Raw genomic sequence first — 22204 nt, 5'->3', positions numbered from 1 at the left:
GGAAGCTGTAAAGCAGCGTTTGCTGGATGTCTAACAAAAGAAACCCCGCCTGGCGATACTGCGCCTGACGGGGTTTCTTTTCTTCCAGCCGCGAAGCGGCGCTCTTCAGGCTTCGAGCTTACTTCTCGACGAACGCCCGCTCGATGACGTAGTCGCCCGGCTCGCCCATGCGCGGCGAGATGGCAAACCCAAGTTCATCGAGCAGCTCGCTGGTCTCTTCGAGCATCGCCGGGCTGCCGCAGATCATGGCCCGGTCCTGCTTCGGATCCAGCGGCGGCAGGCCGGTATCCTCGACCAGTTTGCCACTGCGGATATGGTCGGTCAGACGGCCCATGGTGTGGAATTCCTCGCGGGTAACCGTCGGGTAGTAGACCAGCTTGTCGCGAATCTCGTCACCCAGGTACTCGTGCGCCGGCAACTCCTCGGAGATGAAGTCCGCATAGGCCAGTTCGCTGACGGTACGCACGCCGTGGATCAGCACGACCTTTTCGTAGCGCTCGTAGACCTCGGGATCCTGGATCAGGCTCATGAACGGCGCCAGCCCGGTACCGGTGGAGAGCATATAGAGATTGCGCCCCGGCAGCAGGTCATCGCAGACCAGCGTCCCCGTGGGCTTGCGGCTGACCATGATCTGGTCGCCAACCTTGAGATGCTGCAGGCGCGACGTCAGCGGACCGTCCTGGACCTTGATGCTGAAGAACTCCAGGTGGTCTTCGTAATTGGGACTGGCGACGGAGTAGGCACGCACCAACGGCTTGCCGTTCACTTCCAGGCCGATCATCACGAACTGCCCGTTCTTGAAGCGCAGGCTGCGCTCACGCGTGGTCCGGAAGCTGAACAGGGTGTCGTTCCAGTGGTGAACGCTCAGGACTTCTTCCAGCGCAAATTTGCTCATGACCGGCTCCTTGCGATGACGACAACAATAATAGCGAAAAGGCATAAACGGGATGCCGAGTAGATGTGACGACTATAAGAAAGCCAGAGTATTCTGTTAAGTGGATTATTTGGATATCCTATATCCATGAAATCGATAAGGGCCGCAACTGATGCGCTACACCCTGCGACAACTTGAGGTTTTCGTGGCGATAGCCCAGCACCAGAGCGTGTCTCGCGCCGCGCAGACACTGTCGATGTCGCAGTCGGCGACAAGTACTGCGCTGGCGGAACTGGAAAGACAGTTCGACTGCCAGTTGCTGGACCGGCTCGGCAAGCGCCTCAAGCTGAATGCGCTGGGCTTTCAACTGCTGCCCAAGGCGGTTGCGCTACTGGATCGTGGCGAGGAGATCGAGGAATTGCTGCAGGGCCAGAGCGGTATCAGCTCGCTGGAGGTGGGAGCGACGCTGACGATCGGCAATTACCTGGCGACACTGTTGATCAGCGATTTCATGCAGCGCTACCCGGAAAGCCGGGTCCGGCTGCATGTCCGCAACACCGCCTCCATCGTCGAACGCATTGCGCTGCATGAGCTGGACCTGGGCCTGATCGAGGGTGATTGCCAACACGATGATATCGTCATCCAACCCTGGATCGAAGACGACCTGACCGTGTTCTGCTCGCCGCGCCACTCATTGGCCGAGGCAGGAAGCGCCGATGTCGAGCGGCTGCTACGCGAGGCGTGGATCATGCGCGAAGTGGGTTCCGGCACGCGCCGGACGCTGGAACATGCCATGCGTCACCGGCGAGGGCGTTTCAATATTCTGCTTGAACTGGAGCACACCGAGGGGATCAAGCGCGCCGTTGAGTCCGGTCTCGGCATCGGCTGCGTCTCTCGCCTGGCGTTGAGAGACGCTTTCCGACGCGGCAGCCTGGTGCCGATCGCGACACCGGAGCTGGATCTTACCCGCCGCTTCGCCTTCATCTGGCATCGTCAAAAATACCTGACGACCGGTATGCGCGAGTTCCTGCGCCTGTGTCGCGAAATGACCGCCGGCATTCAGCGCAGCGACGAGATCGACCTGCCGACGATCCCCTGACAGAGAGAGTCACCGCCGGCCCCGATCGAGGGTCAATCGAGCTTGCTGATGATTTCGTCCTCGTTGGCTTTCGAAAGATCCTTATCGAGCGTCTGAGTGACGCAGTCGAGCGTTGGCTTGTCGAGCTTGTCGCGCAGCTGGCCCAGGAACTGCGGCGCGGCAATCAGTACGAACTTATCGGCCTTACCCTGGGTTCTCGCTTTACGCAGGTAGTCGGCGACCTCCTTGGCAAAAAACATCGCCTGCTTCTCCGACGTGGCGTTGTCGTTGCCGGTCTGGCGCTGACTGGCCCCGGAAGTGGCCGACCCTTCGCCTCCCGTGCGCAGATCTCCCGTATGCAGCCGGGACTCAGGATGCGTCAATGTCTCGATTTCCCGAAGCACCCGAGCCTCTCGGGCGAAGATACGCGCGCGGGATGCGTCGGCAGCGACAACGAAGGTCTTGTCCATGATCACCCTCTCCTGTTCCGTGGATCGTCATCCAAGCTTGGTAGAGATTCCTTCATCGCTCAACCTTCAGGCCTGCAGAAACGACTTCGCCCCGCGGGTGCGGGGCGAAGTCGCAAAGACCGAACTTCGTTCGATCATTCCACTGGCGGAATCCAGGCAATCATGTCTACCTCGACATCGGCACCGCCGGCGAGGCCGGTGACACCGATGCAGGTCCGCGTCGGCAGCGGGTCCTCAAAATAGCTCGCATAGACACCGTTCACCTCCTCGAAGTGCCCCATGTTGGTGATGAAGACACGACTCTGGACCACATGCTCGAAGCTGGTGCCGGCGGCTTCGAGGACGATCGCCAGATTCTGCATCACCCGGTGCGTCTGCTCGGTGAACGTGCCCAGCAGCATCTCATTGGTCTCCGGCACCGTCGGCATCTGGCCGGTAATGAAGACCAGCTCCCCCACCTTGCAGGCGTGGGAGAACGGTGCGATCGGCTGCGGGGCGCCGCTGACGAAGAGTTTTTCGATACCCATCCGATGTTATCCTCAATGTCCCAGGATCTGGCTCAGGAACAGCTGGGTTCGCTCGGAGCGCGGATTATTGAAGAACTCGTGCGGCGGCGCTTCTTCGATGATCTGGCCCTGGTCCATGAAGATCACCCGATCGGCGACGGTCTTGGCGAAGCCCATCTCATGGGTGACGCAGAGCATTGTCATGCCTTCATGGGCGAGCTCGATCATGACGTCGAGCACTTCCTTGATCATCTCCGGATCGAGCGCCGAGGTCGGCTCATCGAACAGCATCACCTCCGGGCGCATGCAGAGCGCCCGGGCGATCGCCACGCGCTGCTGCTGACCACCCGAAAGCTGGCCGGGATATTTCAGTGCCTGATTGGCGATCTGAACCCGCTCGAGATATTCCATCGCGGTCTTCTCCGCCTCGGCACGCGGCTTCTTCTGTACCCAGATCTGGGACAGGCAGCAGTTCTCGAGCACGGTCAGGTGGGGAAACAGATTGAAGTGCTGGAAGACCATGCCGACGTTGCGGCGGATCTGCTCGATCCGCTTGACGTCGTTGGTCATCGGCACGCCGTTGACCACGATAGAGCCCTGCTGGTGCTCCTCGAGGTGATTGATGCAGCGGATCATCGTCGACTTGCCCGAGCCGGAAGGGCCACAGATGACGATCCGCTCGCCCTTGGTCACGGTCAGGTTGATGTCGCGCAGCACATGGAAACTGCCGTACCACTTGTTGAGATGATCAATTTCGATCATCGGTCGGTCGCTGCCGGACGCGGTTGTCTGAGACGCTGTCGCTTCGCTCATGGCAATGATTTCCTGATGACAATCTCGTTATGGGAGTGCGTGGAGACACAGTCGCTGGTCGCACTCACCGTTTATGTCCGGTGTTCAGACGTCGCTCGATGTACTGGCTGTAGCGGGACATGCTGAAGCAGAATACCCAGTAGACGGCCGCCGCGAAGACATAGCCTTCGGTGGAAAAGCCCAGCCAGTTGGAGTCGGTGAGGCCGGCGCGAATGATCGCCAGCAGGTCGAAAAGGCCGATGATCAGCACCAGCGACGTATCCTTGAACAGCGCGATGAAGGTGTTGACGATCCCCGGGATCACCAGCTTGAGCGCCTGCGGCAGTACGATCAGGCCGGTTCTCTGCCAGTAGTTCAGCCCCAGCGCCTGGCCCGCTTCCGTCTGCCCCTTGCCGATCGCCTGCAGGCCGCTGCGGATTACCTCCGCCATGTAGGCGCTCCAGAAGAACATGATCCCGATCAGCGCGCGCAACAGCTTGTCGAAGTCGAAATCCCCAGGCACGAACAGGGGCAGCATGACCGAGGCCATGAACAGCACCGTGATCAACGGAACGCCGCGCCAGAACTCGATGAAGATCACGCAGATGCCTTTGACGAACGGCATCTTGGAGCGTCGACCGAGCGCCAGAATGATCCCCAGCGGTAGCGAACCGACGATACCCAGCACGGCAATCGTCAGCGTCAGCATCAGGCCACCCCAGGCGCGCGTCGGCACGTACTCCAGCCCGAACGAGCCTCCCACCAGCAGGAAGTAGGCGATGATCGGCAGGCCGACAAGCGCAAACAGCGCCACCCATTTCTTGTAGGGGAGCTTGGGGACCGCCAGCCAGGCGACCAGGATCGCCAGCAGCGCGAACACGATGTCGACGCGCCAGCGTGCGGCGTCCGGATAGAAGCCGTAGATGATGGATTCGAAGCGCGCCGAGATGAACACCCAGCAGGCGCCATCGCCGGTACAAGCGTCTCGCGTGGTACCAATCCAGTCGGCGTCGATCACTGCCCATTCGAGGAACGGCCAGACCAGTCGTGCCAGCAGGTAGATGACGACGATCGAGACGATACTGTTGATCGGTCCGTTGAACAGATTGGCTCGAAACCAGCCGATCACGCCCCGGCGCTGGTCCGGCGCCTCGCGCGCTTCGATCATTTCGGTGCGGAAGGTAGAGTCAGTCGTCATCTCAACGCTCCTTCAGCAGCGTGCGCGCATTATAAAGATTCATCAAAAACGAGACCGTCAGGCTGATGACCAGATAGACCGCCATGGTCATGGCGATGATCTCGATCGCCTGTCCGGTCTGGTTCAACGTGGTACCGGCAAACACCGCGACGAGATCGGGATAGCCGATGGCGGTCGCCAGCGACGAGTTCTTGATCAGGTTGAGATACTGACTGGTCATCTGCGGGATGATCACTCGCATCGCCTGAGGAATGACGATCTTGCGCAGCGTGATCGCCTCCGGCAGGCTCAGCGAGCGCGCGGCTTCCGTCTGACCGTGGGAGACCGACAGAATGCCCGAGCGCACGATCTCGGCGATGAACGCCGCCGTGTAGATCGACAGTGCCAGCCACAGCGCCAGCAGTTCCGGCAGGATGTTGACACCACCGCGGAAGTTGAATCCCGCCATTTCCGGCAGCGTCCACTCGAGCGGTGAACCGGTAGCCAGGAAGACGATCAGCGGCAGTCCGACAATGATCGTCAGGCCGATCCAGTAGACGGGAAGCGCCTTGCCCGTGCTCGCCTGGCGACGCTTGGCGAACAGGCCGAACAGGATCGTGACGACGACGGCAACCAGCAGCGCCCAGGGCGTGGCGGCAAAACCATCCAGCGGCTGCGGGTTGGGCATCACCATGCCCCGCACGTTGAAGAAGAAGGCATCGAACAGCGATAGGCTCTGTCGTGGCGACGGGAGTGCCCGCAGCACGGCGTAGTACCAGAACAGGATCTGGACCAGCAGCGGGATATTACGGAAGGTCTCGACGTAGATCGTCGCCAGACGCGCCAGCAGCCAGTTGGGCGACAGGCGCGCGATCCCCACCAGAAACCCGATGATCGTGGCGGCGACGATACCCAGCGCCGACACCAGCAGCGTATTGAGCAGCCCGATGACGAAGGTTCTGCCATAGGTACTGTCGCTGGTGTACTCGATCAGCGTCTGCGGAATCGAGAAGCCGGCTCGCCCCTCCAGAAAACCGAAACCGGTATGAATACCGCGGGCTTCCAGGTTGAGCAGCGTGTTGTGAACCAGATAGCCGATGAAAACCGCCAGCACCAGAAACAGCACGGCCTGGACGATCAGGGCGCGTATGGCGGGATTCCGCCACAAGGGCCCATGCCCTCGTCGCGGTAAGGTAGTGGATGGACGCAGCATGAGTTGTCTCTACTCGAGCGTTGAGAGGCACCGCGCCCCGGCGCTCAGACCGAAGGGGCGCGGTGTCGAGAGCACGAGGTAACGCTTAGCGAACCGGCGGTGCGTACTGGATGCCGCCGTCGTTCCACAGCGCGTTGATGCCGCGTTCGAGCGCCATCGGCGAGCCGGAGCCCACGGTGCGCTCGAAGACTTCGCCATAGTTGCCGACCATCTTGACGATGTTGTAGGCCCAGTCGTTGCTGATGCCCATCTGCTCGCCGAAGTTGCCGTCCTTGCCCAGCAGGCGGGCGACGTCCGGATTCGGCGGGGTGTCGCGCATTTCGTCGACATTCTCGCTGGTGATGCCGAGCTCTTCGGCGTCAAGCATGGCGAACAACGTCCACTTGACGATGTTGAACCACTGATCGTCGCCCTGACGCACGACCGGGCCCAGCGGCTCCTTGGAGATGCGTTCCGGCAGAATCACGACACCGTCCGGATCCGCCAGCTGCAGGCGCAGTGCGGCCAGCTGCGAGGAGTCGGAGGTCAGCACGTCACAGCGACCACTGTCGAAACCTTGCGCCGTCTGGTCGGAGGTGTCGAATGCCACCTGCTGGAACTGCATGTCGTTGGCCTTGAAGTAGTCGGCCATGTTCAACTCGGTGGTAGTACCGGACTGCACGCAGATGGACGCACCATCGAGCTCGGTCGCGCTGCTGACGCCCAGGTCCTTGCGCACCAGGAAGCCCTGACCGTCGTAGAAGTTGACCCCGGTGAAGTTCAGCCCCAGCGAGTTGTCGCGGGTGGCGGTCCAGGTCGTATTGCGGGACAGCACGTCGACTTCGCCGGACTGCAGCGCGGTGAAGCGCTCCTTGGCGGTCAGCGGGGAGAAAACAACGGCTTCCGGGTCGCCCAGAACGGCCGCGGCAACGGCACGGCAGACTTCAACGTCGATACCGGTCCATTTGCCATTTTCATCGGGAGACGAGAACCCGGTCAGCCCCGTGCTGACACCACAGGTGAACTCGCCGCTGCTTTTGACCTCATCCAGAGTGGCAGCCTGAACTTGGGTGACGGCGGCCGCGGCAAGCATGGCGGCTGGCAGTACGATCAGGCTTTTGTTCTTGTGGCGCATATGGAATCAACTCCCTCGCGTTATCATTTGAGTGCATGCCGGAACATGCCCAGATGAAATTAGCAAAGTTCGTTCCACTTTCGCGCCGAGGGCCGTAAAACCCTGTTTCAACGCTACTCTAGCCTCGATGATCATGCCGGCATCGAGTCCGCTGGGCCTCCTGAGCCACCAAATCGACAACAAATTGTTTCAAAACAGTGCTTAAATAACACACCTGCACCATAGTGGTGCCCGCACCGAAGATTCTCCGCAGCCTCCATGGCGTCGGGACATTCTGGCGCCCCCTTCGACTAACGTTGAATGCCGCGACCGCGTCGGCGCCACGACCCGAACGCTGACACGCCCAAGGCGAGGCTGGCGCCGAGCGCATTGGCGAGAATATCGTTCCAGTCGCCGCCTTGACGCCCCGGCACCAAGAGCTGCAGGTATTCAATGGCGATACTGAACGCCACCGCCGCCAGCCAGGCCGACAACCAGCGGCTCCCGGAGAGACGCAGCCCCAGCGCCAGGCCGGCATAGGCGATGAAGTGGTTGAACTTGTCCCAGGGCAGCTGCTGCGGCAAGTCCGCGGCGGGGCTCAAGCTCCCCCAGGCGATCCCGGCCGCCCAGCCCAGGGTCGCCACCACCGCGGCGATTTTTCGCCAGCGCGATAGCCCGATCTGGACCCACCCGTAGCGGCCGGTTTTCATGACGCGTCCGCCAGGTCGCCAGGCAACCCGCAGCGATTACAGAGCCCGGCGGGGAGACGATTCACCCAGCGTGGGTGATCCTCAAGACGCGCGGCACCCAGCGATGAAAGCCGATGCCGGTGGTTGCCGATGAAACGGTAGCCGCCATCGCGCAGGGGGCGTGGAATCCAGCGCAGCCACTCGAGTCGCTGCCAACCGCCCCGCAGCCGGGTGGCCAGGCGCCAGGCGGCATCGCTGTTACGGCGGGGCTCGCCGTCGGCGGACTCATCGATGATAGGCAGGGCTGAGTTCATGCAGGGCATCCATGAACGCCGTGACGTGATCCGGATCGGTGAACTGGCTGATGCCGTGTCCCAGGTTGAAGACATGACCTTCGCCCGGACCGAAACTCTCGAGGATACGGGCAACCTCCTCGCGAATGCGCGACGGTGGCGCAAACAGCACGTTGGGGTCGAGATTGCCCTGCAGCGCCACCCGCTCGCCGACGCGCCGACGGGCGTCGCTCAGCTCGGTGGTCCAGTCCAGGCCCACCGCGTCGCAGCCGCTGTCGGCGATCGACTCGAGCCACTGCCCGCCGTTCTTGGTAAACAGGATCACCGGCACCCGACGGCCGTCGTGCTCGCGAATCAGGCCATCGACGATGCGCTGCATGTAGGCCAGGGAGAACTCGCGATACGCCGGCGTCGACAATGCCCCGCCCCAGGTGTCGAAGATCTGCACCACCTGGGCGCCGGCGCGAATCTGGGCATTGAGGTAGTCGGTGACCGCGGTGGCGAGTATGCCCAGCAATGCATGAAGGGTGTCGGGGTCGCCGTAGAGCATCGCCTTGAGGTGGCGGAAATCCTTGCTCGAGCCGCCTTCGACCATATAGGTCGCCAGCGTCCACGGGCTGCCGGAAAAGCCGATCAGCGGCACGCGGCCACCAAGCTCGCGACGGATCGTGGCAACGGCGTTCATCACGTAGTCGAGATCGCGCTCGGCGTTCGGGGCACTCAGGGCGGCCACCTCGGCGGCGGAGCGCACCGTCTTGCGGAACTTGGGGCCTTCGCCTGTCTCGAAATAGAGCCCGAGCCCCATGGCGTCCGGGATAGTCAGGATGTCCGAGAACAGAATGGCGGCATCCAGCGGATAACGCTCGAGCGGCTGGAGCGTCACCTCACAGGCCAGCTCGGCGTTACGACACAGATCCATGAAACTGCCGGCGTGGGCCCGGGTCTGACGATACTCCGGCAGGTAGCGGCCCGCCTGCCGCATCATCCAGACCGGCGTGCGGTCCACCGGCTGGCGGGCCAGTGCCCGCAGCAGTCGGTCGTTATGTAGCGCCGGCGGCTGGACAGCGTCGGAAAGTGCCTGCGACTGGGAATCACGGGACAGAGTCATGACGGCCTTTTGCGTTCGAGATTTGCCGGCATTGTAACGGATCGGCCGCCAGGCCTGTTATAATGCCGCCCTTTTAATTGTCCGGCGCTCCCGGCCAGCATTCGACGCCGGGGCCCCTCCTACCGCGAGGTCATCGTGACGATCCGCTTCATCGCCGCATCGCAACTACCCACTCCCTGGGCGACGTTCATGCTGCACGGCTTCCAGGAAGAGGCCACCGGCAAGGAGCACGTCGTGCTCACCCTCGGCGACGTCACCACGTCGGAACCGGTGCTCGCACGGGTGCACTCCGAATGCCTGACCGGCGACGCCCTGTTCTCGATGCGCTGCGACTGCGGCTATCAGCTTCAGGAAGCGCTCAAGCGGATCGCCGACGAGGGCCGCGGCGCCCTGCTCTATCTGCGTCAGGAAGGCCGCGGCATCGGCCTGCTCAACAAGATCCGGGCCTATGCGCTGCAGGACGATGGCGCCGACACCGTCGAAGCCAATGAGCGCCTGGGTTTCGGTGCTGACCAGCGGCGCTACGATATCTGCGTGCCGATGCTGGAACATCTGGGTATTCGGTCGCTGCGTCTGATGACCAACAATCCGCGCAAGGTCGAGGCGTTGAGCCTCGATGGCGTCGAGATCCACGAGCGCCTGCCGATCACCACCGGCCGCAATCCGTTCAACGAGCACTACCTGACCACCAAGGTCGGCAAGCTCGACCACATGATGGATCTCGACGATTTCACGCCTGCCAGCGACGTGGATATCGAACGCGACGCCTGAGCCTGAGCGGGTCCCTCCTCTCCCTCGGACTTCTACCGGCGTCATATTGGCGTCATATTGGCGTCATATTGGCGTCATATTGGCGTCATATTGGCCACACAGACTGAACGCTAACGTCCCGATTCAGTCACAGAAGAGACAGCTTTCCGAATTCTGCCGCCATGGTGGCAGCCGCCTCGAATAGTGGGGTCTCGAAATTCATGTCCGATCAGCCGCCAGAATCCGCCAGCCCGCAGGAACTCGACGAGTTCTCCCGGTTGGAGGAGTGGTTGCACAGCATCAGCCACGGCATCGGCGCGGCGCTAAGTCTCGTCGGCATGATCGTACTGATCGTGCTCGCCAGCGTCGCCGCACAAGTCGACCCCTGGAAGATCGTCAGCGTCTCGCTCTACGGCAGTTGCCTGCTGCTGCTCTACACCGCCTCGACCCTCTATCACGGCTTTCGCGGCCAGCGCCTGAAGCGCGTCTTCCAGGCCTTCGACCACTGCGCCATCTATCTACTGATCGCCGGTACCTACACACCCTTCCTGCTGGTCAACCTGCGCGGACCGATGGGCTGGGCCCTGTTCGCCATCATCTGGAGCCTGGCACTCGGCGGCATCGCGCTGCGTCTGATCTGGCCGCAACGCTTCAATCTGCTGCGGGTCTTCATCTACCTGATCATGGGCTGGCTGATCGTAATCGCCGCCGACAGCCTAGCCACGCACCTGTCCACCACCGGTCTCGCCCTGCTCATTGCCGGTGGCGTCACCTACACTGTGGGCGTGCTGTTCTACGCCCTGCGCGTGATCCCCTTCCATCACGCCATCTGGCACCTGTTCGTGATCGGCGGCAGCGTCTGTCATTTCCTGGCCGTCTACACCGCGGTGTTGCCGTTCGAGACCTGAACTTGCCTGCGGCGATATCGTTCCAGACGCTGTCAATCTTCCTCGTTACCGCCCAGTACGTCGCCCGGATTGCGCAACGGGCACTGCGACAGCGACAGGCAACCGCAGCCGATACAACCGTCGAGCTGGTCACGCAGCAGGGTGAGCTGGGCGATGCGTTCGTCCAGGGCTGTCCGCCAGCGCTCCGATAGCCTTCGCCAATCCGCCGCCGTGGGGGTGCGCGAGTCGGGCAGCGCTGCCAGGGCCTCGCGGATTTCCGTCAGCGGTACACCGGTGCGCTGGGCGATCTTGATCACGGCCACACAGCGCAGCACGTCTCGGGTATAGCGCCGCTGGTTGCCGGCATTGCGCCAGCTTTGGACCAACCCCTTGGTCTCGTAGAAGTGCAGCGTCGATACCGCAACGCCGCTTCGCCGGGCGACATCACCGACGCTCAATGCCTGCTTGGTGGCGGAGATCGCCCCCCTCCGTGGTGTTTTCGTCGTCATGTTCCGCGTTTGACCTCAAGCTTGCTTGAGGAATTAGAGTGCAGCGATTCCCGAATCCTCGCAAGAGAGCGACATCATGCCATCCGTCAGGCCCCAGCCATCGAGCGGGGGCCGTTCTCGACACAAGCGACCGCCGACGGCCGCCGTAGATTCCCTCGTCTCTGGCGTAAAGGTAGGTCACGGCGGGGCCAATCGATGGCTCCAGGGTAGCCGAACCGGCGTACAATCAAGGCTGCCGTCCCCGGGGCGACCGAGCGACAGCGCTCGCGAATTTTCGTCCCGATCATGAAACCAGACTCCAGGATTGCCATGTTTCGCTGGTTCGAAAACCGCCTCGATCCCTTTCCGCCCCAGGAACCACAGCGCCCGCCCGATACCCTGGTCGCTTTCTGTCTCCACTATACCCGCGGCGCCTGGCCTTACTTGCTGACGGCGACGGCGCTGATGGCCCTGATCGCCGGCATCGAGGTGTGGATGTTCGGGTTTCTCGGCAACATCGTCGACTGGCTTGCCGCCCAGGATCGCGAGACCTTCCTGGCCAATCAGGGCTGGAAACTGGCCGGCATGGCCTTCGTCGTGTTGATCCTGCTGCCCGGCATGGTGTGGCTACACTCGCTGTTCCAGCAGCAGACGATGATGGGCAACTTCCCCATGCGCATCCGCTGGCAGGCGCACCGCTATCTGCTGCGCCAGTCGATGCATTTTTACCAGGACGAGTTCGCCGGACGCATCGCCACCAAAGTGATGCAGACCTCCCTGGCCGTGCGCGAATGCGTGATCAAGCTGTTCGACGTGCTCAACTACGTCAGCGTCTATTTCCTGGGCACGCTGCTGCTGGTGGGCAATGCCGACTGGCGTCTGGCGATGCCGCTGGTGGTCTGGCTGGCCGGCTACCTGGTGCTGCTACGGGTGTTCGTACCGATCATGGGCCGGGTGTCGAAATCCCAGGCCGACGCCCGCTCGCGCATGACCGGGCGCATCGTCGACAGCTACAGCAACATCCAGACCGTCAAGCTGTTCTCCCACGCCCAGCGGGAGGCGTCGTTCGCCAAGGAAGGCATGCACGGCTTCCTGGTCACCGTGTATCGCCAGATGCGGCTGGTGACAGGGCTCTACGGGATGCTTTACCTGCTCAATGCGCTACTGCTGTTCAGCGTCGGCTGGCTCTCCATCGCGCTGTGGCTTGGGGAAGCCATCAGCGTGGGCGCCGTCGCCGTGGCGCTGGGCCTGGTGATGCGGCTGTGGGGCATGTCGCAGTGGATCATGTGGGAGGTCTCGGGCCTGTTCGAGAACATCGGCACGGTCCAGGACGGTATGGCGACGCTGTCGCTGCCGCGCCAGATCGAGGACGCGCCCGATGCCCGGCCGCTGGCCATCGATCGTGGCGAGATCGCGTTCGACCATATCCGCTTCCACTACGGCAAGGGCGGCGGCGTGATCGACGACCTGTCGCTGACCATTCAGCCCGGCGAGAAGATCGGCCTGATCGGCCCGAGCGGCGCCGGCAAGTCGACCCTGGTCAACCTGCTGCTGCGCTTCTACGAACTGGAGGGCGGGGCCATCCGCATCGACGGCCAGGATATCGCCGAGGTCACCCAGGAGAGCCTGCGCGCCAAGATCGGCATGGTCACCCAGGACACCTCGCTGCTGCACCGCTCGGTGCGCGACAACCTGCTCTACGGTCGCCCCGACGCCAGCGACGAGATGGCCTGGCAGGCGGCGAAGCAGGCCCATGTATCGGACTTCATCGAGTCGCTGCGCGACGTTCACGGTCGAGAGGGGTTCGAGGCACATGTCGGCGAGCGCGGGGTCAAGCTCTCGGGCGGCCAGCGCCAGCGGCTCGCCATCGCCCGGGTGATGCTCAAGGATGCGCCGATCCTGATCCTCGACGAGGCCACCTCGGCGCTGGACTCCGATGTCGAGGCGGCGATCCAGGAAAACCTCGACCAGTTGATGCGGGGCAAGACGGTGATCGCCATCGCTCACCGGCTGTCCACCATCGCGGCCATGGACCGGCTGGTGGTGATGGAGCAAGGGCGCATCGTCGAACAGGGCAGCCATGCCGAACTGATCCGCCAGAACGGTCTCTACGCTCGGCTGTGGCGGCGCCAGTCCGGCGGCTTCCTGGAAGCGGAAGCCGCGCCGCCATCGACACAGGAGGTTCGCTGAGCCAGGCCGCGCGATGGGAACCAGCGCATGGTCAGCTCCGGGAGGAGGGCAGTCCCGACACCCCCTGCAGCGCCGAGTCGCTGCGGCCGGCGTCCGGAATCACGCTGAAGGTGCCGTCGGTCTCCAGCACCACGGCATGGACGCCTTCGACGTCGGCGATGCCGTTCTCGCGGATGGCCGCGCGCACCTCGGCCTCGGCGACGCGCTCCCGGGTCATGGTCGCCTGCTGAAAACATCCCTGGAAGAGCAGCAGCGTCGGCTGCGACTTGACCAGGTTCTTGATCGCGCGGGAACGCACGGATGTGAACGTGATCGCGAACTGCAACAGCACGATCAACAGGAAGGCAGTGATGCTTTGCGCCAGCGATACTTGCGTGGATACCAGCGCCGTCGACAGCGTCGACCCCAGGGCAATGGTGACCACGAAATCGAAGGCATTCCATTTCGACAGCGTACGCTTGCCGGAGAGTCGAATGATGACGATCAGGACCAGATAGCTGATGATGCCGACGACGATGGTGTGCAGGACAGGCGGCATGAAAGAACTCCGTGAACGAGTGAGCAGCGGCCTGTCAGCCTAGGCGGCTTGCGCCGATGCCGCCAACCGTGATGCCCCGATCGCGGCGCAGGCTTTCGGTCAAGAACCCTTTAGCTCACCAGCTTCAACCCCACCACCGCCGAGACGATCATCGCCACGAAGGCGAGTCGCAGCGGCCGCCGCGACTCACCCCAAAACAGCATGCCCATCAGCGTGCTGCCGAGGGTGCCGATCCCGGTGAAGATGGCATAGGCCACGCCCATGTCGATCGAGCGCATGGCGACCGACAGCAGGCCCAGCGAGCTGCCGAAACCGACGACGAGCAGCAGCAGGCCATGCAGGCGCTGGCCGCGATTGAGGCGATCGAAGCCGGCGACGCCGACGATCTCGAAAGCGCCCGACACCAGCAGCGCGATCCAGTGCAGTGTGGTCGGTTCCATCAGTCGCTCACCCGTTGCAATCCGATCACGCCGGCCAGCAGCAGCGCGATGAAGGCCAATACCGGCCAGTGAAACGCCACCCCGAACAGCAGCCAGTCCGCGACGGCCGTGCCCACCGCACCCAGGCCGACGAAGACCGTATAGACGGTGCTGGTGGGCAGGTAGCGCACCGCTCTGGAGGCCAGCCACAGGCTGGTGACCGCCAGCACGATGGTGAGCAGCCAATCCGGCACGGTTTCGGCATGCTTCAGGCCGGCTGCCCAGCCGACCTCGGCCAGGCCCGCCAGCGGCAGGATGACCCACTGCAGTCGCATCATGACTTGCACCCATCGGCAAAGAATGACTAACTAACGGTCGTTAGTTTATTTAGCCCCGGCAAACTTGGCAAGCTACGCCCTCTATCCCACTGGAAGACGACCCTTGAAGACCCGCGACCGCCTCAAGCAGATCGGCCTCTCGCTGTTCGCTCGCCACGGCTACGAAGCCACGACGTTGGCCCAGATCGCCTCCGCAGCGGGCATCAAGAAGCCCTCGATCTACAATCACTTCGACAGCAAGGCCGCGCTGTTCCTGGAGCTGTCCCGCGATGCCGACGACGACATGATCGCGCTGATCGACGCCAGCCTGGCCGAGATGGCGAACGCCCCTTTCGAGCAGCGGCTGCGACACCTGCTGCAGCAGTGCGCCACGTTCGCCTATCGCGAGCATCAAGGCGTTTTCTACAAGCGCTTTCTGCTGTTTCCTCCTCACGACCTCGTCGCCGAGGCAGAGGCGATCAGCGAACAGGGCGAATCACGAATCGACCGGCGCCTGCTCGCCGTCGTCCTGGCAGGGCACCGAGCCGGCGCCTTGCGCGAGACCTTGACCGACGATCACTTCGTCGCCGCCTTCTACTGCGTCGTCGACGGGCTGCTGTCGGAAACCTTCATGTATGAAAGGCCTGAGCTGGAACGCCGGTTCGAAGGCGTGTGGTCGGTATTCTGGGCGGGCGTGAAGGCGGACTGATCAGCCTTCGGGCTTGCGATACGCCTGATAGCAGTGCTGGTTGCGCTCGAGGGCGACCAGCGAGTGGGTGTCGAGGCCGGGAATGTCGGCGATCTCCAATCCATCCAGCGCGGCGATGGCGTCGGGCGGGCAGTCGTTACGTGGCGGTATGTCGTTCCATCCCAGCAGGAACAGGCCGCCGGGCCTGAGGCAGGCCGCCGCGCCAGCAAACGCCGTTTCCACCGCGTCGGGCTCGTCCAACCCCCATCCCAGCACCCCGTTGCAAATGACCGCATCGAGGCTCGCCGGGGCGATGTGCTCGGTGATGTCGGTCATGTTGGCAACGATGTGCGGGTCACCACCGAAAGCTGCCTTGGCAGGATCGATCTCCATGGTCATCACCCGCTTGCGCGGCAGCAGCCCAGGATAGTGGCGGGTATACCAGGCACACCCCACGAGCAGCAGCGATTCCACCGCCGGGTCGCGATCGAGCGCGGGCAACACCACGTCCTCGAGCAGTCGGCGGTCGCCGTAGCGGTAACGCAGTATCCATCCACTCTTGTCGATCGTGCCCAGCATTCGGGCGGCAGTGCGGTAGAGATCGGCCTTCGCTGGCATCCAGTCACGTCCCTGTGGTGGGAGTCTCGGCGTTCGAACCTCTATCTAAGCGTGTTAACCGCCACGAGACAATAGCGACCGATCTCGGCGCGAGACGGCTTTAGCCCGCGCGCTGCTCCCGCGTCTTCTTGATCAGATCGTAGGCGTTGCTGATCTCGCTGGTTCGCTCCTTGGCCATCTCACGCATGCTCTCGGGCAAGCCCTTGCCGGCCAGCTTGTCGGGGTGGTTCTCGCTCATCAGCTTGCGATAGGCGCGCTTGAGCTCGGCGTCGGAGGCATCCTCGGAGAGGCCCAGCACGCGATAGGCGTCTTCCAGCGACTGACCGCTGCTCGCCCCGCCGGCGCCCTGATGGGCACCACCGCGCAACATCGCCTCGATCTGCTGGATCTCCGCTTCGGAGAAGCCGAGGCCCCGGGCCACGCGGAGCAGCATGTCGTGCTCGGCGGGGTGCATCTGGCCGTCGGCGGCAATCGCCGCCAATTGCACCTGCAGGAACACCTGCAGCAGCGCCCGCTGGCCGCCGGTGACGCGGCGCACCGTTTCCACCTCGGCGTCGAGGTCGAACTCCGGCGACTTGCCGCGATTGAATGCGGCCTTGGCCCGCTCGCGCATCTGCCCGCTCAGATTGAGGCGATCGAACAGCATCTCGGCGGTGCGGATCTCGTCCTGGGTGATATGGCCGTCGACCTTGCACACACAGCCCATCACCGCGAAGGTCGACTCCAGGAATTGGTGCTGGATATTGACGACACGCCCCAACAGCGAGCTGCGCAGCTTGCGGCTGATCCACCAGCCGATGGCGGCACCGATCAGAAGGCCCGGCAGCTTGCCGAAGAGATAGCCGATGACGGCGCCGATCAGAATGGCAATTGACATGAAAGTCCTATCGGTCGTTGTTGGTGTTCAAGCGTTGGCGGATGGCGGCCTCGATTCCCGTGGCATCCAGGCCGCAATCGCGCAGCAGCTCGGCGGGCTTGCCATGTTCGACGAAGGCATCGGAGATGCCCAGGTTGAGCACCTGAACCTCGACGCCTTCCGCTGCCAGCAGCTCGTTGATGCCACTGCCCGCGCCGCCGGCCACCACGTTCTCCTCCAGTGTCACCAGCAGATTGTGATCCCGTGCGGCTGCCAGGATCGCTTCCCGGTCCAGCGGCTTCACCGAGCGCATGTTGAGGTGCGTCGCATCGAGCCGCTCGGCGACCTCGGCCGCCGGCGTATTGAGGCTGCCGAACGCCAACAGCGCAACACGTTTCTCCGCTGCGCCCGACTCACGCCGCCGTTCGGACTCGCCGATCGGCACCCGAGCGGCCAGATCCGTCGGCAGCTCGCTGCCGGGCCCGGTACCGCGTGGATAGCGCACCGCCGCGGGGCCGGGGTGATGGTAGGCGGTCGACAACATCGCCCGGCACTCGGCTTCGTCCGCCGGCGCCAGGATGATTATGTCCGGCACGCAGCGCAGATAGGAGAGATCCAAGGCACCGTGGTGGGTCGGGCCATCCTCGCCGACGAGACCGGCGCGGTCGATGGCAAAGGTCACATCGAGGTGCTGGACGGCGACATCGTGAATCAGCTGGTCGTAGCCGCGCTGCAGGAAGGTCGAGTAGATCGCGACGACCGGTTTCATCGCCTCGCAGGCCATGCCGGCCGCCAGCGTCACCGCATGCTGCTCGGCGATCGCCACGTCGTAGTAACGCTCGGGATAGGCCTGCGAGAAGCGAATCAGGTCCGAACCCTCGCGCATGGCCGGAGTGATGCCAATCAACCTTGGATCCTCGGCCGCCATGTCGCACAACCAGTCGCCGAAGACGTTGCAATACTTTCTCGGCTTCGGACGCGGGGGCGATTGCGCCGCCGCCTCGGCAGCGCTCATCGCAGCCGCCGGCGGAGTGATGGCATCCACTTGCGGCGGCGGCGGTGGCGCCTTTTCCAGCTTGGTGATCGCATGGAAGCCGATCGGGTCGGCTTCCGCCGGACGAAAGCCACGCCCCTTGCGGGTGCGGACGTGGAGAAACTGCGGGCCGTCGAGATCACGCACGGTTTCCAGCGCCTGGTTCAAAGCCGCCAGATCGTGGCCGTCAATCGGTCCGAGATAGTTGAAGCCCATCTCCTCGAACAGCGTCGCCGGGCTGATCATGCCCTTGACGTGCTCTTCGGTACGCCGGGCGAGTTCCAGCGCGCCGGGTAGATGAGACAGGACCCGCTTGCCGTTCTCGCGCATGGCGGTGTAGGGCTTGCTGGTCAGGATTCGGGTCAGGTAGCTCGCCATGCCACCGACGTTTTCCGAAATCGACATCTCGTTGTCGTTGAGCACGACCAGCAGGTTGGCTTTGACGTGGCCGGCGTGGGCCAGCGCCTCGAACGCCATCCCGGCGGTCAGCGCGCCGTCGCCGATCACCGCGCAGACGCGACGTTTCTCGCCCTTGGTCCGGGCGCTCAGCGCCATGCCCAGCGCCGCCGAGATCGAGGTGCTCGAATGGCCGACGCCGAAGGTGTCGAACGGCGACTCTTCACGCCGCGGGAACGCCGCCAGGCCGCCATACTGGCGGATGCTCGCCAGCGCCTCGCGACGTCCGGTCAGAATCTTGTGCGGATAGGCCTGATGGCCGACGTCCCACAGCAAGCGATCGTGAGGCGTTTCCAGCGCGCGGTGCAGCGCCACGGTCAACTCGACGACGCCGAGGCCGGCACCGAAATGGCCGCCACTGCAGCCCACGCTATAGAGCAGGTAGGCGCGCAGCTCGTCGGCGACCTGTCGCTGCTGGGTCAGCGACAGCGTGCGCAGGCCCGCGGGCGACTCGAGCGTATCGAGCAGCGGGGTGAATGGGCGCCGAGTGGGGATTTCATCGAACAGCTTCATAAAATGTCGTTACCGGGTCAGTGATCGCGATCGATCATGAAACGGGCCAGAGCCGCCAGTGGCAGGCCTGCCTCGCCCAGCGGCTGCAGGGCCTCGAGCGCCTCGTCGAGAAGGTGGAGCGCGCGATCACGGGCCTGTGCGACACCGAGAAGAGCAGGATAGGTCGGTTTGTCGCGGCGCGCGTCGGCGCCGGAGGTCTTGCCCAGGGTCCGAGTGTCGCCGGTGACGTCGAGAACGTCGTCGTGAATCTGGAACGCCAGCCCCATTGCCGCGGCGTAATGATCCAGTGCCGCCACCCGGGGATCGGACTCCTCGACCGCGGCCAGCGCCCCCAGGCGCACGGCGGCACGGATCAACGCCCCCGTCTTGTGCTGATGCATCATTTGCAGTGCCGCGAGATCCATCGGGGCACCGACGGCACCGAGATCGATCGCCTGCCCCGCCGCCATGCCATCCCGACCGGCGGCCTGGGCGAGCGTGGTGATCAGGGCCGCCAGCCGCGGATGCGGCCTGGAGGCGAGCGCCTCGAATGCCAGCGTCTGCAGCGCATCGCCGGCCAGAATGGCCAGCGGCTCGTCAAAGGCGCGATGGACCGTCGGCCGGCCGCGGCGGAGGTCGTCATCATCCATGGCCGGCAGATCGTCGTGGACCAGCGAATAGGCATGGATCATCTCGATCGCCGCCGCCGGCGCATCCAGCGTGTCGTCTTCGGCCCCGAGCGCACGCCCGGCGAGATAGACCAGCACCGGACGCAGCCGCTTGCCGGACCCCAGCACGCTGTACCGGAGTGCATCGTCGAGGGTGGCGCAGCTGCCGTTCTGGCGATTGAGCCAGCCGGTCAACACGTGCTCGCTGCGTGACCGTGCCGCGTCGATCACCGCCGCGACACCGGGTTGATCAGCGCTCATGGTCCGGCTCCCGGGTCTCGAACGGCACCGACTGCAGGCCGCCATCGCCCTGTTCGAGCAGGGCCTGGACCTTGAGCTCGGCACTGTCGAGGCGGTGCTGGGCATCCCGTGTCAACCGGACGCCACGCTCGAAGGCGCTCAACGAGGCCTCCAGCGTCAGTTCTCCGGACTCGAGCTGAGCCACTAGCGTCTCGAGCCGATCCAGCGTCGCGGCGAAGTCCTTGGGGTCGTCCTGGGAAACGTCCTTGTCAGCCATCTTGTCGGGCATGGGGCTCTCGTGTCATCGCTCGCGGCCATCCAGATGGCGCCGGGAGCTCTCATCGAGGCGCGAACGTCCGGATAACGCCACGCCAGTTCGGAAACGGCTTCCCAGTATACACCGCCGCCCGGGGGGGACGTCTGCCCCCGGCGGCAAATCCGGCCCGGCGGCCTCGTGGTCGCCCATGCCGGGCTGGGCGGCGCACTTCACGGATGCATAGGCTTCACGTTGAAGCCGCGTCATTTTCATCCTGCCCGGCAGTGCCTGTGTTAAGCTATGCGCCCGCTGGCGGCGCCGAAGCGGGGGCTCCCCGCCCCGGTTCGCCAGATCTTCCCATGAATGCGACGCCGCTCGTCATGCCACCGTCGCCACAAGCCGATGAAGAAGGGTTGATCCACCAATGGCCAAGACGTCTCTGGACAAGAGCAAGATCAAGATCCTCCTGCTCGAGGGCATTCATCAGTCCGCCGTGGACACGCTGCTGAACGCGGGTTACACCAGTATCGAGACGCTCTCCACGTCGCTGACCGAAGAGGATCTGATCGATAAGATCCGCGACGTGCACTTCATCGGCATTCGCTCCCGGACGCAGCTCACCGAGCGGGTCTTCGCCGCGGCGGAAAGGCTGACCGCCGTCGGCTGTTTCTGCATCGGCACCAATCAGGTCGATCTCGATGCGGCGCTCAAGCGCGCCATTCCGGTGTTCAATGCGCCCTACTCCAACACCCGCTCGGTGGCGGAGCTGGTCCTGGCCGAGACGATCATGCTGCTGCGCGGCATTCCCGAGAAGAATGCCCGCGCCCACCAGGGCGGCTGGCTCAAGTCGGCCAAGAACTCCCATGAGGCGCGCGGCAAGACACTGGGAATCATCGGCTACGGCAGCATCGGGGCCCAGCTCTCCGTGCTCGCCGAAGGGCTCGGCTTCGACGTGCTCTACTATGACGTGGTGACCAAGCTGGCCATGGGCAATGCGCGCCAGGTGGGCAGCCTGGAAGAGCTGCTCGCCCGCGCCGACGTGGTCACGCTGCACGTGCCGGACCTGCCCTCCACCCGCTGGATGATCGGCGCCGAACAGATCGCGCTGATGAAACAGGGTGGCATCCTGATCAACGCCTCGCGCGGTTCGGTCGTGGATATCGACGCGCTGGCCGAATCGCTCAGGAGCGGCAAGCTGCTGGGTGCGGCGATCGATGTCTTCCCGGTCGAACCCAAGGGTGCCGACGAGGAGTTCACCTCGCCGCTACGTGGGCTCGACAACGTGATCCTGACGCCGCACATCGGTGGTTCGACCCTGGAAGCCCAGCAGAATATCGGCATCGAGGTCGCCGAGAAACTGGTCACCTACTCCGACAACGGTACCACCATCACCTCGGTCAACTTCCCCGAAGTGGCGCTGCCGTCACATCCGGACAAGCACCGCCTGCTGCACATCCACGAGAACGTGCCCGGCGTGCTCTCCGAGATCAACCGCGTGCTCTCCGAGAACGGCATCAACATCGCCGGCCAGTTCCTGCAGACCAACGACAAGGTCGGCTACGTCGTCATCGACGTCGACAAGGCCTACGGCAAGCAGGCGCTGGAAGCGCTCAAGCAGGTGAACCACACCCTGCGCCTGCGGGTGCTCTATTCGGAGAGCGACTATCAGGCCTGATCGTCGCCTCGGTGCGCCGTCGATCGACAAGCCGCCTGCGGGCGGCTTGTTGCGTCAGGTCTCGGAAATCACCGCCGCCTACGGCAGTTCGCCAGTGCCATTCTGGCCGCGGGAGGCGTCTGCCGGGTTACTGGTCGGCCCTTCTTGGGGCACGCCGGGCTTCACCTCGCGATGCCCATCGTTGTAGCGGTTGAACGTGCAGCCGCTAACGAGAGAGAGCAGGACCAGGGCTCCGACAAACGGGACGAAAGTGCGCATAACGGTTCCTTGAATCATCGATGATGGCGGCGATACACCGTCGCCGCTCTGGTATTTTCCACCTCGAGGCATCGGCCGACGA

Annotated in this window: 26 protein-coding genes; 6 read left to right on the top strand and 20 right to left on the bottom strand. The window is 63.8% G+C overall.

Annotated elements, in window-relative coordinates:
- Positions 1-118: 118 nt before the first annotated feature.
- Positions 119-895, bottom strand: coding sequence for a ferredoxin--NADP reductase (locus DOM54_RS06190; RefSeq protein ID WP_110715506.1), 777 nt, complete (start codon positions 893-895; stop codon positions 119-121).
- 151 nt (positions 896-1046) lie between these two features.
- On the opposite strand from DOM54_RS06190, the gene DOM54_RS06185 reads away from it, so the two are divergent.
- A complete protein-coding gene (locus DOM54_RS06185) occupies positions 1047-1973 on the top strand; it encodes a LysR family transcriptional regulator (protein ID WP_110715505.1) in 927 nt (308 codons plus the stop codon).
- A gap of 32 nt (positions 1974-2005) precedes the next feature.
- On the opposite strand, the gene DOM54_RS06180 is transcribed toward DOM54_RS06185, so the two are convergent.
- From DOM54_RS06180 to hemE, 9 genes are all read right to left on the bottom strand, one after another.
- Positions 2006-2422: a baeRF12 domain-containing protein gene (locus tag DOM54_RS06180; protein WP_110715504.1), complete on the bottom strand. Its 417-nt coding sequence runs from the start codon at positions 2420-2422 to the stop codon at positions 2006-2008.
- Between the two features lie 134 nt (positions 2423-2556).
- The gene (locus DOM54_RS06175) at positions 2557-2949 is read right to left on the bottom strand and encodes a RidA family protein (RefSeq protein ID WP_240613792.1); all 393 of its coding nucleotides are present in this window, start codon (positions 2947-2949) and stop codon (positions 2557-2559) included.
- 12 nt (positions 2950-2961) lie between these two features.
- On the bottom strand, positions 2962-3690 hold the full coding sequence (locus DOM54_RS06170) for an amino acid ABC transporter ATP-binding protein (RefSeq protein ID WP_110602129.1): 729 nt from the start codon (positions 3688-3690) through the stop codon (positions 2962-2964).
- 115 nt (positions 3691-3805) lie between these two features.
- Positions 3806-4918, bottom strand: coding sequence for an amino acid ABC transporter permease (locus tag DOM54_RS06165; RefSeq protein WP_110715503.1), 1113 nt, complete (start codon positions 4916-4918; stop codon positions 3806-3808).
- Between the two features lies 1 nt (position 4919).
- A complete protein-coding gene (locus tag DOM54_RS06160) occupies positions 4920-6110 on the bottom strand; it encodes an amino acid ABC transporter permease (RefSeq protein WP_110715502.1) in 1191 nt (396 codons plus the stop codon).
- Positions 6111-6195: 85 nt separating this feature from the next.
- Entirely contained in the window at positions 6196-7224 is a 1029-nt protein-coding gene (locus DOM54_RS06155; protein ID WP_110715501.1) for an amino acid ABC transporter substrate-binding protein, read from the bottom strand.
- Positions 7225-7514: 290 nt separating this feature from the next.
- Entirely contained in the window at positions 7515-7913 is a 399-nt protein-coding gene (locus tag DOM54_RS06150; protein ID WP_110715500.1) for a VanZ family protein, read from the bottom strand.
- On the bottom strand, positions 7910-8206 hold the full coding sequence (locus tag DOM54_RS06145; RefSeq protein WP_162619775.1) for a DCC1-like thiol-disulfide oxidoreductase family protein: 297 nt from the start codon (positions 8204-8206) through the stop codon (positions 7910-7912). Before DOM54_RS06145 ends, DOM54_RS06150 begins: the two co-directional genes overlap by 4 nt.
- A complete protein-coding gene (hemE, locus tag DOM54_RS06140) occupies positions 8178-9293 on the bottom strand; it encodes a uroporphyrinogen decarboxylase (protein WP_110715499.1) in 1116 nt (371 codons plus the stop codon). The genes DOM54_RS06145 and hemE overlap by 29 nt, the downstream gene beginning before the upstream one ends.
- 135 nt (positions 9294-9428) lie before the next feature.
- Here hemE and ribA point away from each other — a divergent pair, with 135 nt between their 5' ends.
- Positions 9429-10064 (top strand): GTP cyclohydrolase II, encoded by a 636-nt coding sequence (gene ribA, locus DOM54_RS06135; RefSeq protein WP_110715498.1) that lies wholly within the window; start codon positions 9429-9431, stop codon positions 10062-10064.
- A gap of 200 nt (positions 10065-10264) precedes the next feature.
- Entirely contained in the window at positions 10265-10951 is a 687-nt protein-coding gene (gene trhA, locus DOM54_RS06130; protein WP_110715497.1) for a PAQR family membrane homeostasis protein TrhA, read from the top strand.
- A gap of 32 nt (positions 10952-10983) precedes the next feature.
- Here the strand turns inward: trhA and soxR are convergent, their stop codons facing one another.
- Positions 10984-11439 carry a redox-sensitive transcriptional activator SoxR gene (gene soxR / locus DOM54_RS06125; protein ID WP_110715496.1) on the bottom strand — a complete coding sequence of 152 codons (456 nt, stop codon included), beginning with the start codon at positions 11437-11439 and terminating at the stop codon, positions 10984-10986.
- Between the two features lie 309 nt (positions 11440-11748).
- Between soxR and DOM54_RS06120 the strand changes: the two genes are divergently transcribed.
- Positions 11749-13608 (top strand): ABC transporter ATP-binding protein, encoded by a 1860-nt coding sequence (locus tag DOM54_RS06120; protein WP_110715495.1) that lies wholly within the window; start codon positions 11749-11751, stop codon positions 13606-13608.
- 31 nt (positions 13609-13639) lie between these two features.
- Here DOM54_RS06120 and DOM54_RS06115 read toward each other — a convergent pair whose 3' ends face one another.
- The 3 genes from DOM54_RS06115 to DOM54_RS06105 all read right to left on the bottom strand — a co-directional run bounded on the left by DOM54_RS06115 (position 13640) and on the right by DOM54_RS06105 (position 14903).
- The gene (locus tag DOM54_RS06115; RefSeq protein WP_110715494.1) at positions 13640-14146 is read right to left on the bottom strand and encodes a DUF421 domain-containing protein; all 507 of its coding nucleotides are present in this window, start codon (positions 14144-14146) and stop codon (positions 13640-13642) included.
- Between the two features lie 110 nt (positions 14147-14256).
- Positions 14257-14586, bottom strand: a complete 330-nt coding sequence (locus DOM54_RS06110; protein WP_206019027.1) for a DMT family transporter — start codon at positions 14584-14586, stop codon at positions 14257-14259.
- Positions 14586-14903: a DMT family transporter gene (locus tag DOM54_RS06105; protein ID WP_110715493.1), complete on the bottom strand. Its 318-nt coding sequence runs from the start codon at positions 14901-14903 to the stop codon at positions 14586-14588. The genes DOM54_RS06110 and DOM54_RS06105 overlap by 1 nt, the downstream gene beginning before the upstream one ends.
- 103 nt (positions 14904-15006) lie before the next feature.
- Here DOM54_RS06105 and DOM54_RS06100 point away from each other — a divergent pair, with 103 nt between their 5' ends.
- The gene (locus DOM54_RS06100) at positions 15007-15591 is read left to right on the top strand and encodes a TetR/AcrR family transcriptional regulator (protein WP_162619774.1); all 585 of its coding nucleotides are present in this window, start codon (positions 15007-15009) and stop codon (positions 15589-15591) included.
- Here the strand turns inward: DOM54_RS06100 and DOM54_RS06095 are convergent, their stop codons facing one another.
- The 5 genes from DOM54_RS06095 to DOM54_RS06075 form a co-directional block, all read right to left on the bottom strand.
- The gene (locus DOM54_RS06095; protein ID WP_110715491.1) at positions 15592-16188 is read right to left on the bottom strand and encodes a methyltransferase domain-containing protein; all 597 of its coding nucleotides are present in this window, start codon (positions 16186-16188) and stop codon (positions 15592-15594) included.
- Positions 16189-16288: 100 nt separating this feature from the next.
- The gene (djlA, locus tag DOM54_RS06090; RefSeq protein WP_110715490.1) at positions 16289-17065 is read right to left on the bottom strand and encodes a co-chaperone DjlA; all 777 of its coding nucleotides are present in this window, start codon (positions 17063-17065) and stop codon (positions 16289-16291) included.
- Positions 17066-17072: 7 nt separating this feature from the next.
- Complete coding sequence (dxs, locus tag DOM54_RS06085) at positions 17073-19046, bottom strand: 1-deoxy-D-xylulose-5-phosphate synthase (RefSeq protein WP_110715489.1); 1974 nt, start codon at positions 19044-19046, stop codon at positions 17073-17075.
- Positions 19047-19063: 17 nt separating this feature from the next.
- On the bottom strand, positions 19064-19954 hold the full coding sequence (locus DOM54_RS06080) for a farnesyl diphosphate synthase (protein ID WP_110715488.1): 891 nt from the start codon (positions 19952-19954) through the stop codon (positions 19064-19066).
- A complete protein-coding gene (locus tag DOM54_RS06075; RefSeq protein ID WP_240613791.1) occupies positions 19944-20222 on the bottom strand; it encodes an exodeoxyribonuclease VII small subunit in 279 nt (92 codons plus the stop codon). Before DOM54_RS06075 ends, DOM54_RS06080 begins: the two co-directional genes overlap by 11 nt.
- 391 nt (positions 20223-20613) lie before the next feature.
- On the opposite strand from DOM54_RS06075, the gene serA reads away from it, so the two are divergent.
- Positions 20614-21864: a phosphoglycerate dehydrogenase gene (gene serA / locus DOM54_RS06070; protein ID WP_110715487.1), complete on the top strand. Its 1251-nt coding sequence runs from the start codon at positions 20614-20616 to the stop codon at positions 21862-21864.
- A gap of 78 nt (positions 21865-21942) precedes the next feature.
- On the opposite strand, the gene DOM54_RS06065 is transcribed toward serA, so the two are convergent.
- The gene (locus tag DOM54_RS06065) at positions 21943-22122 is read right to left on the bottom strand and encodes a hypothetical protein (protein WP_110715486.1); all 180 of its coding nucleotides are present in this window, start codon (positions 22120-22122) and stop codon (positions 21943-21945) included.
- Between the last annotated feature and the right edge of the window lie 82 nt (positions 22123-22204).

It is taken from the genome of Salinicola acroporae (assembly GCF_003206615.1).
Taxonomy (GTDB): domain Bacteria; phylum Pseudomonadota; class Gammaproteobacteria; order Pseudomonadales; family Halomonadaceae; genus Salinicola; species Salinicola acroporae.
This window is presented reverse-complemented; position numbering and strand designations above follow the sequence as displayed.

Excerpts from the sequence above, each read along its gene's own strand:
- DOM54_RS06190 (WP_110715506.1), bottom strand. The coding sequence starts at position 895 with ATGAGCAAATTTGCGCTGGAAGAAGTCCTGAGCGTTCACCACTGGAAC.
- DOM54_RS06185 (WP_110715505.1), top strand. The coding sequence starts at position 1,047 with ATGCGCTACACCCTGCGACAACTTGAGGTTTTCGTGGCGATAGCCCAG.
- DOM54_RS06180 (WP_110715504.1), bottom strand. The coding sequence starts at position 2,422 with ATGGACAAGACCTTCGTTGTCGCTGCCGACGCATCCCGCGCGCGTATC.
- DOM54_RS06175 (WP_240613792.1), bottom strand. The coding sequence starts at position 2,949 with ATGGGTATCGAAAAACTCTTCGTCAGCGGCGCCCCGCAGCCGATCGCA.
- DOM54_RS06170 (WP_110602129.1), bottom strand. The coding sequence starts at position 3,690 with ATGATCGAAATTGATCATCTCAACAAGTGGTACGGCAGTTTCCATGTG.
- DOM54_RS06165 (WP_110715503.1), bottom strand. The coding sequence starts at position 4,918 with ATGACGACTGACTCTACCTTCCGCACCGAAATGATCGAAGCGCGCGAG.
- DOM54_RS06160 (WP_110715502.1), bottom strand. The coding sequence starts at position 6,110 with ATGCTGCGTCCATCCACTACCTTACCGCGACGAGGGCATGGGCCCTTG.
- DOM54_RS06155 (WP_110715501.1), bottom strand. The coding sequence starts at position 7,224 with ATGCGCCACAAGAACAAAAGCCTGATCGTACTGCCAGCCGCCATGCTT.
- DOM54_RS06150 (WP_110715500.1), bottom strand. The coding sequence starts at position 7,913 with ATGAAAACCGGCCGCTACGGGTGGGTCCAGATCGGGCTATCGCGCTGG.
- DOM54_RS06145 (WP_162619775.1), bottom strand. The coding sequence starts at position 8,206 with ATGAACTCAGCCCTGCCTATCATCGATGAGTCCGCCGACGGCGAGCCC.
- hemE (WP_110715499.1), bottom strand. The coding sequence starts at position 9,293 with ATGACTCTGTCCCGTGATTCCCAGTCGCAGGCACTTTCCGACGCTGTC.
- trhA (WP_110715497.1), top strand. The coding sequence starts at position 10,265 with ATGTCCGATCAGCCGCCAGAATCCGCCAGCCCGCAGGAACTCGACGAG.
- soxR (WP_110715496.1), bottom strand. The coding sequence starts at position 11,439 with ATGACGACGAAAACACCACGGAGGGGGGCGATCTCCGCCACCAAGCAG.
- DOM54_RS06120 (WP_110715495.1), top strand. The coding sequence starts at position 11,749 with ATGTTTCGCTGGTTCGAAAACCGCCTCGATCCCTTTCCGCCCCAGGAA.
- DOM54_RS06115 (WP_110715494.1), bottom strand. The coding sequence starts at position 14,146 with ATGCCGCCTGTCCTGCACACCATCGTCGTCGGCATCATCAGCTATCTG.
- DOM54_RS06110 (WP_206019027.1), bottom strand. The coding sequence starts at position 14,586 with ATGGAACCGACCACACTGCACTGGATCGCGCTGCTGGTGTCGGGCGCT.
- DOM54_RS06105 (WP_110715493.1), bottom strand. The coding sequence starts at position 14,903 with ATGATGCGACTGCAGTGGGTCATCCTGCCGCTGGCGGGCCTGGCCGAG.
- DOM54_RS06095 (WP_110715491.1), bottom strand. The coding sequence starts at position 16,188 with ATGCCAGCGAAGGCCGATCTCTACCGCACTGCCGCCCGAATGCTGGGC.
- djlA (WP_110715490.1), bottom strand. The coding sequence starts at position 17,065 with ATGTCAATTGCCATTCTGATCGGCGCCGTCATCGGCTATCTCTTCGGC.
- dxs (WP_110715489.1), bottom strand. The coding sequence starts at position 19,046 with ATGAAGCTGTTCGATGAAATCCCCACTCGGCGCCCATTCACCCCGCTG.
- DOM54_RS06080 (WP_110715488.1), bottom strand. The coding sequence starts at position 19,954 with ATGAGCGCTGATCAACCCGGTGTCGCGGCGGTGATCGACGCGGCACGG.
- DOM54_RS06075 (WP_240613791.1), bottom strand. The coding sequence starts at position 20,222 with ATGCCCGACAAGATGGCTGACAAGGACGTTTCCCAGGACGACCCCAAG.
- serA (WP_110715487.1), top strand. The coding sequence starts at position 20,614 with ATGGCCAAGACGTCTCTGGACAAGAGCAAGATCAAGATCCTCCTGCTC.
- DOM54_RS06065 (WP_110715486.1), bottom strand. The coding sequence starts at position 22,122 with ATGCGCACTTTCGTCCCGTTTGTCGGAGCCCTGGTCCTGCTCTCTCTC.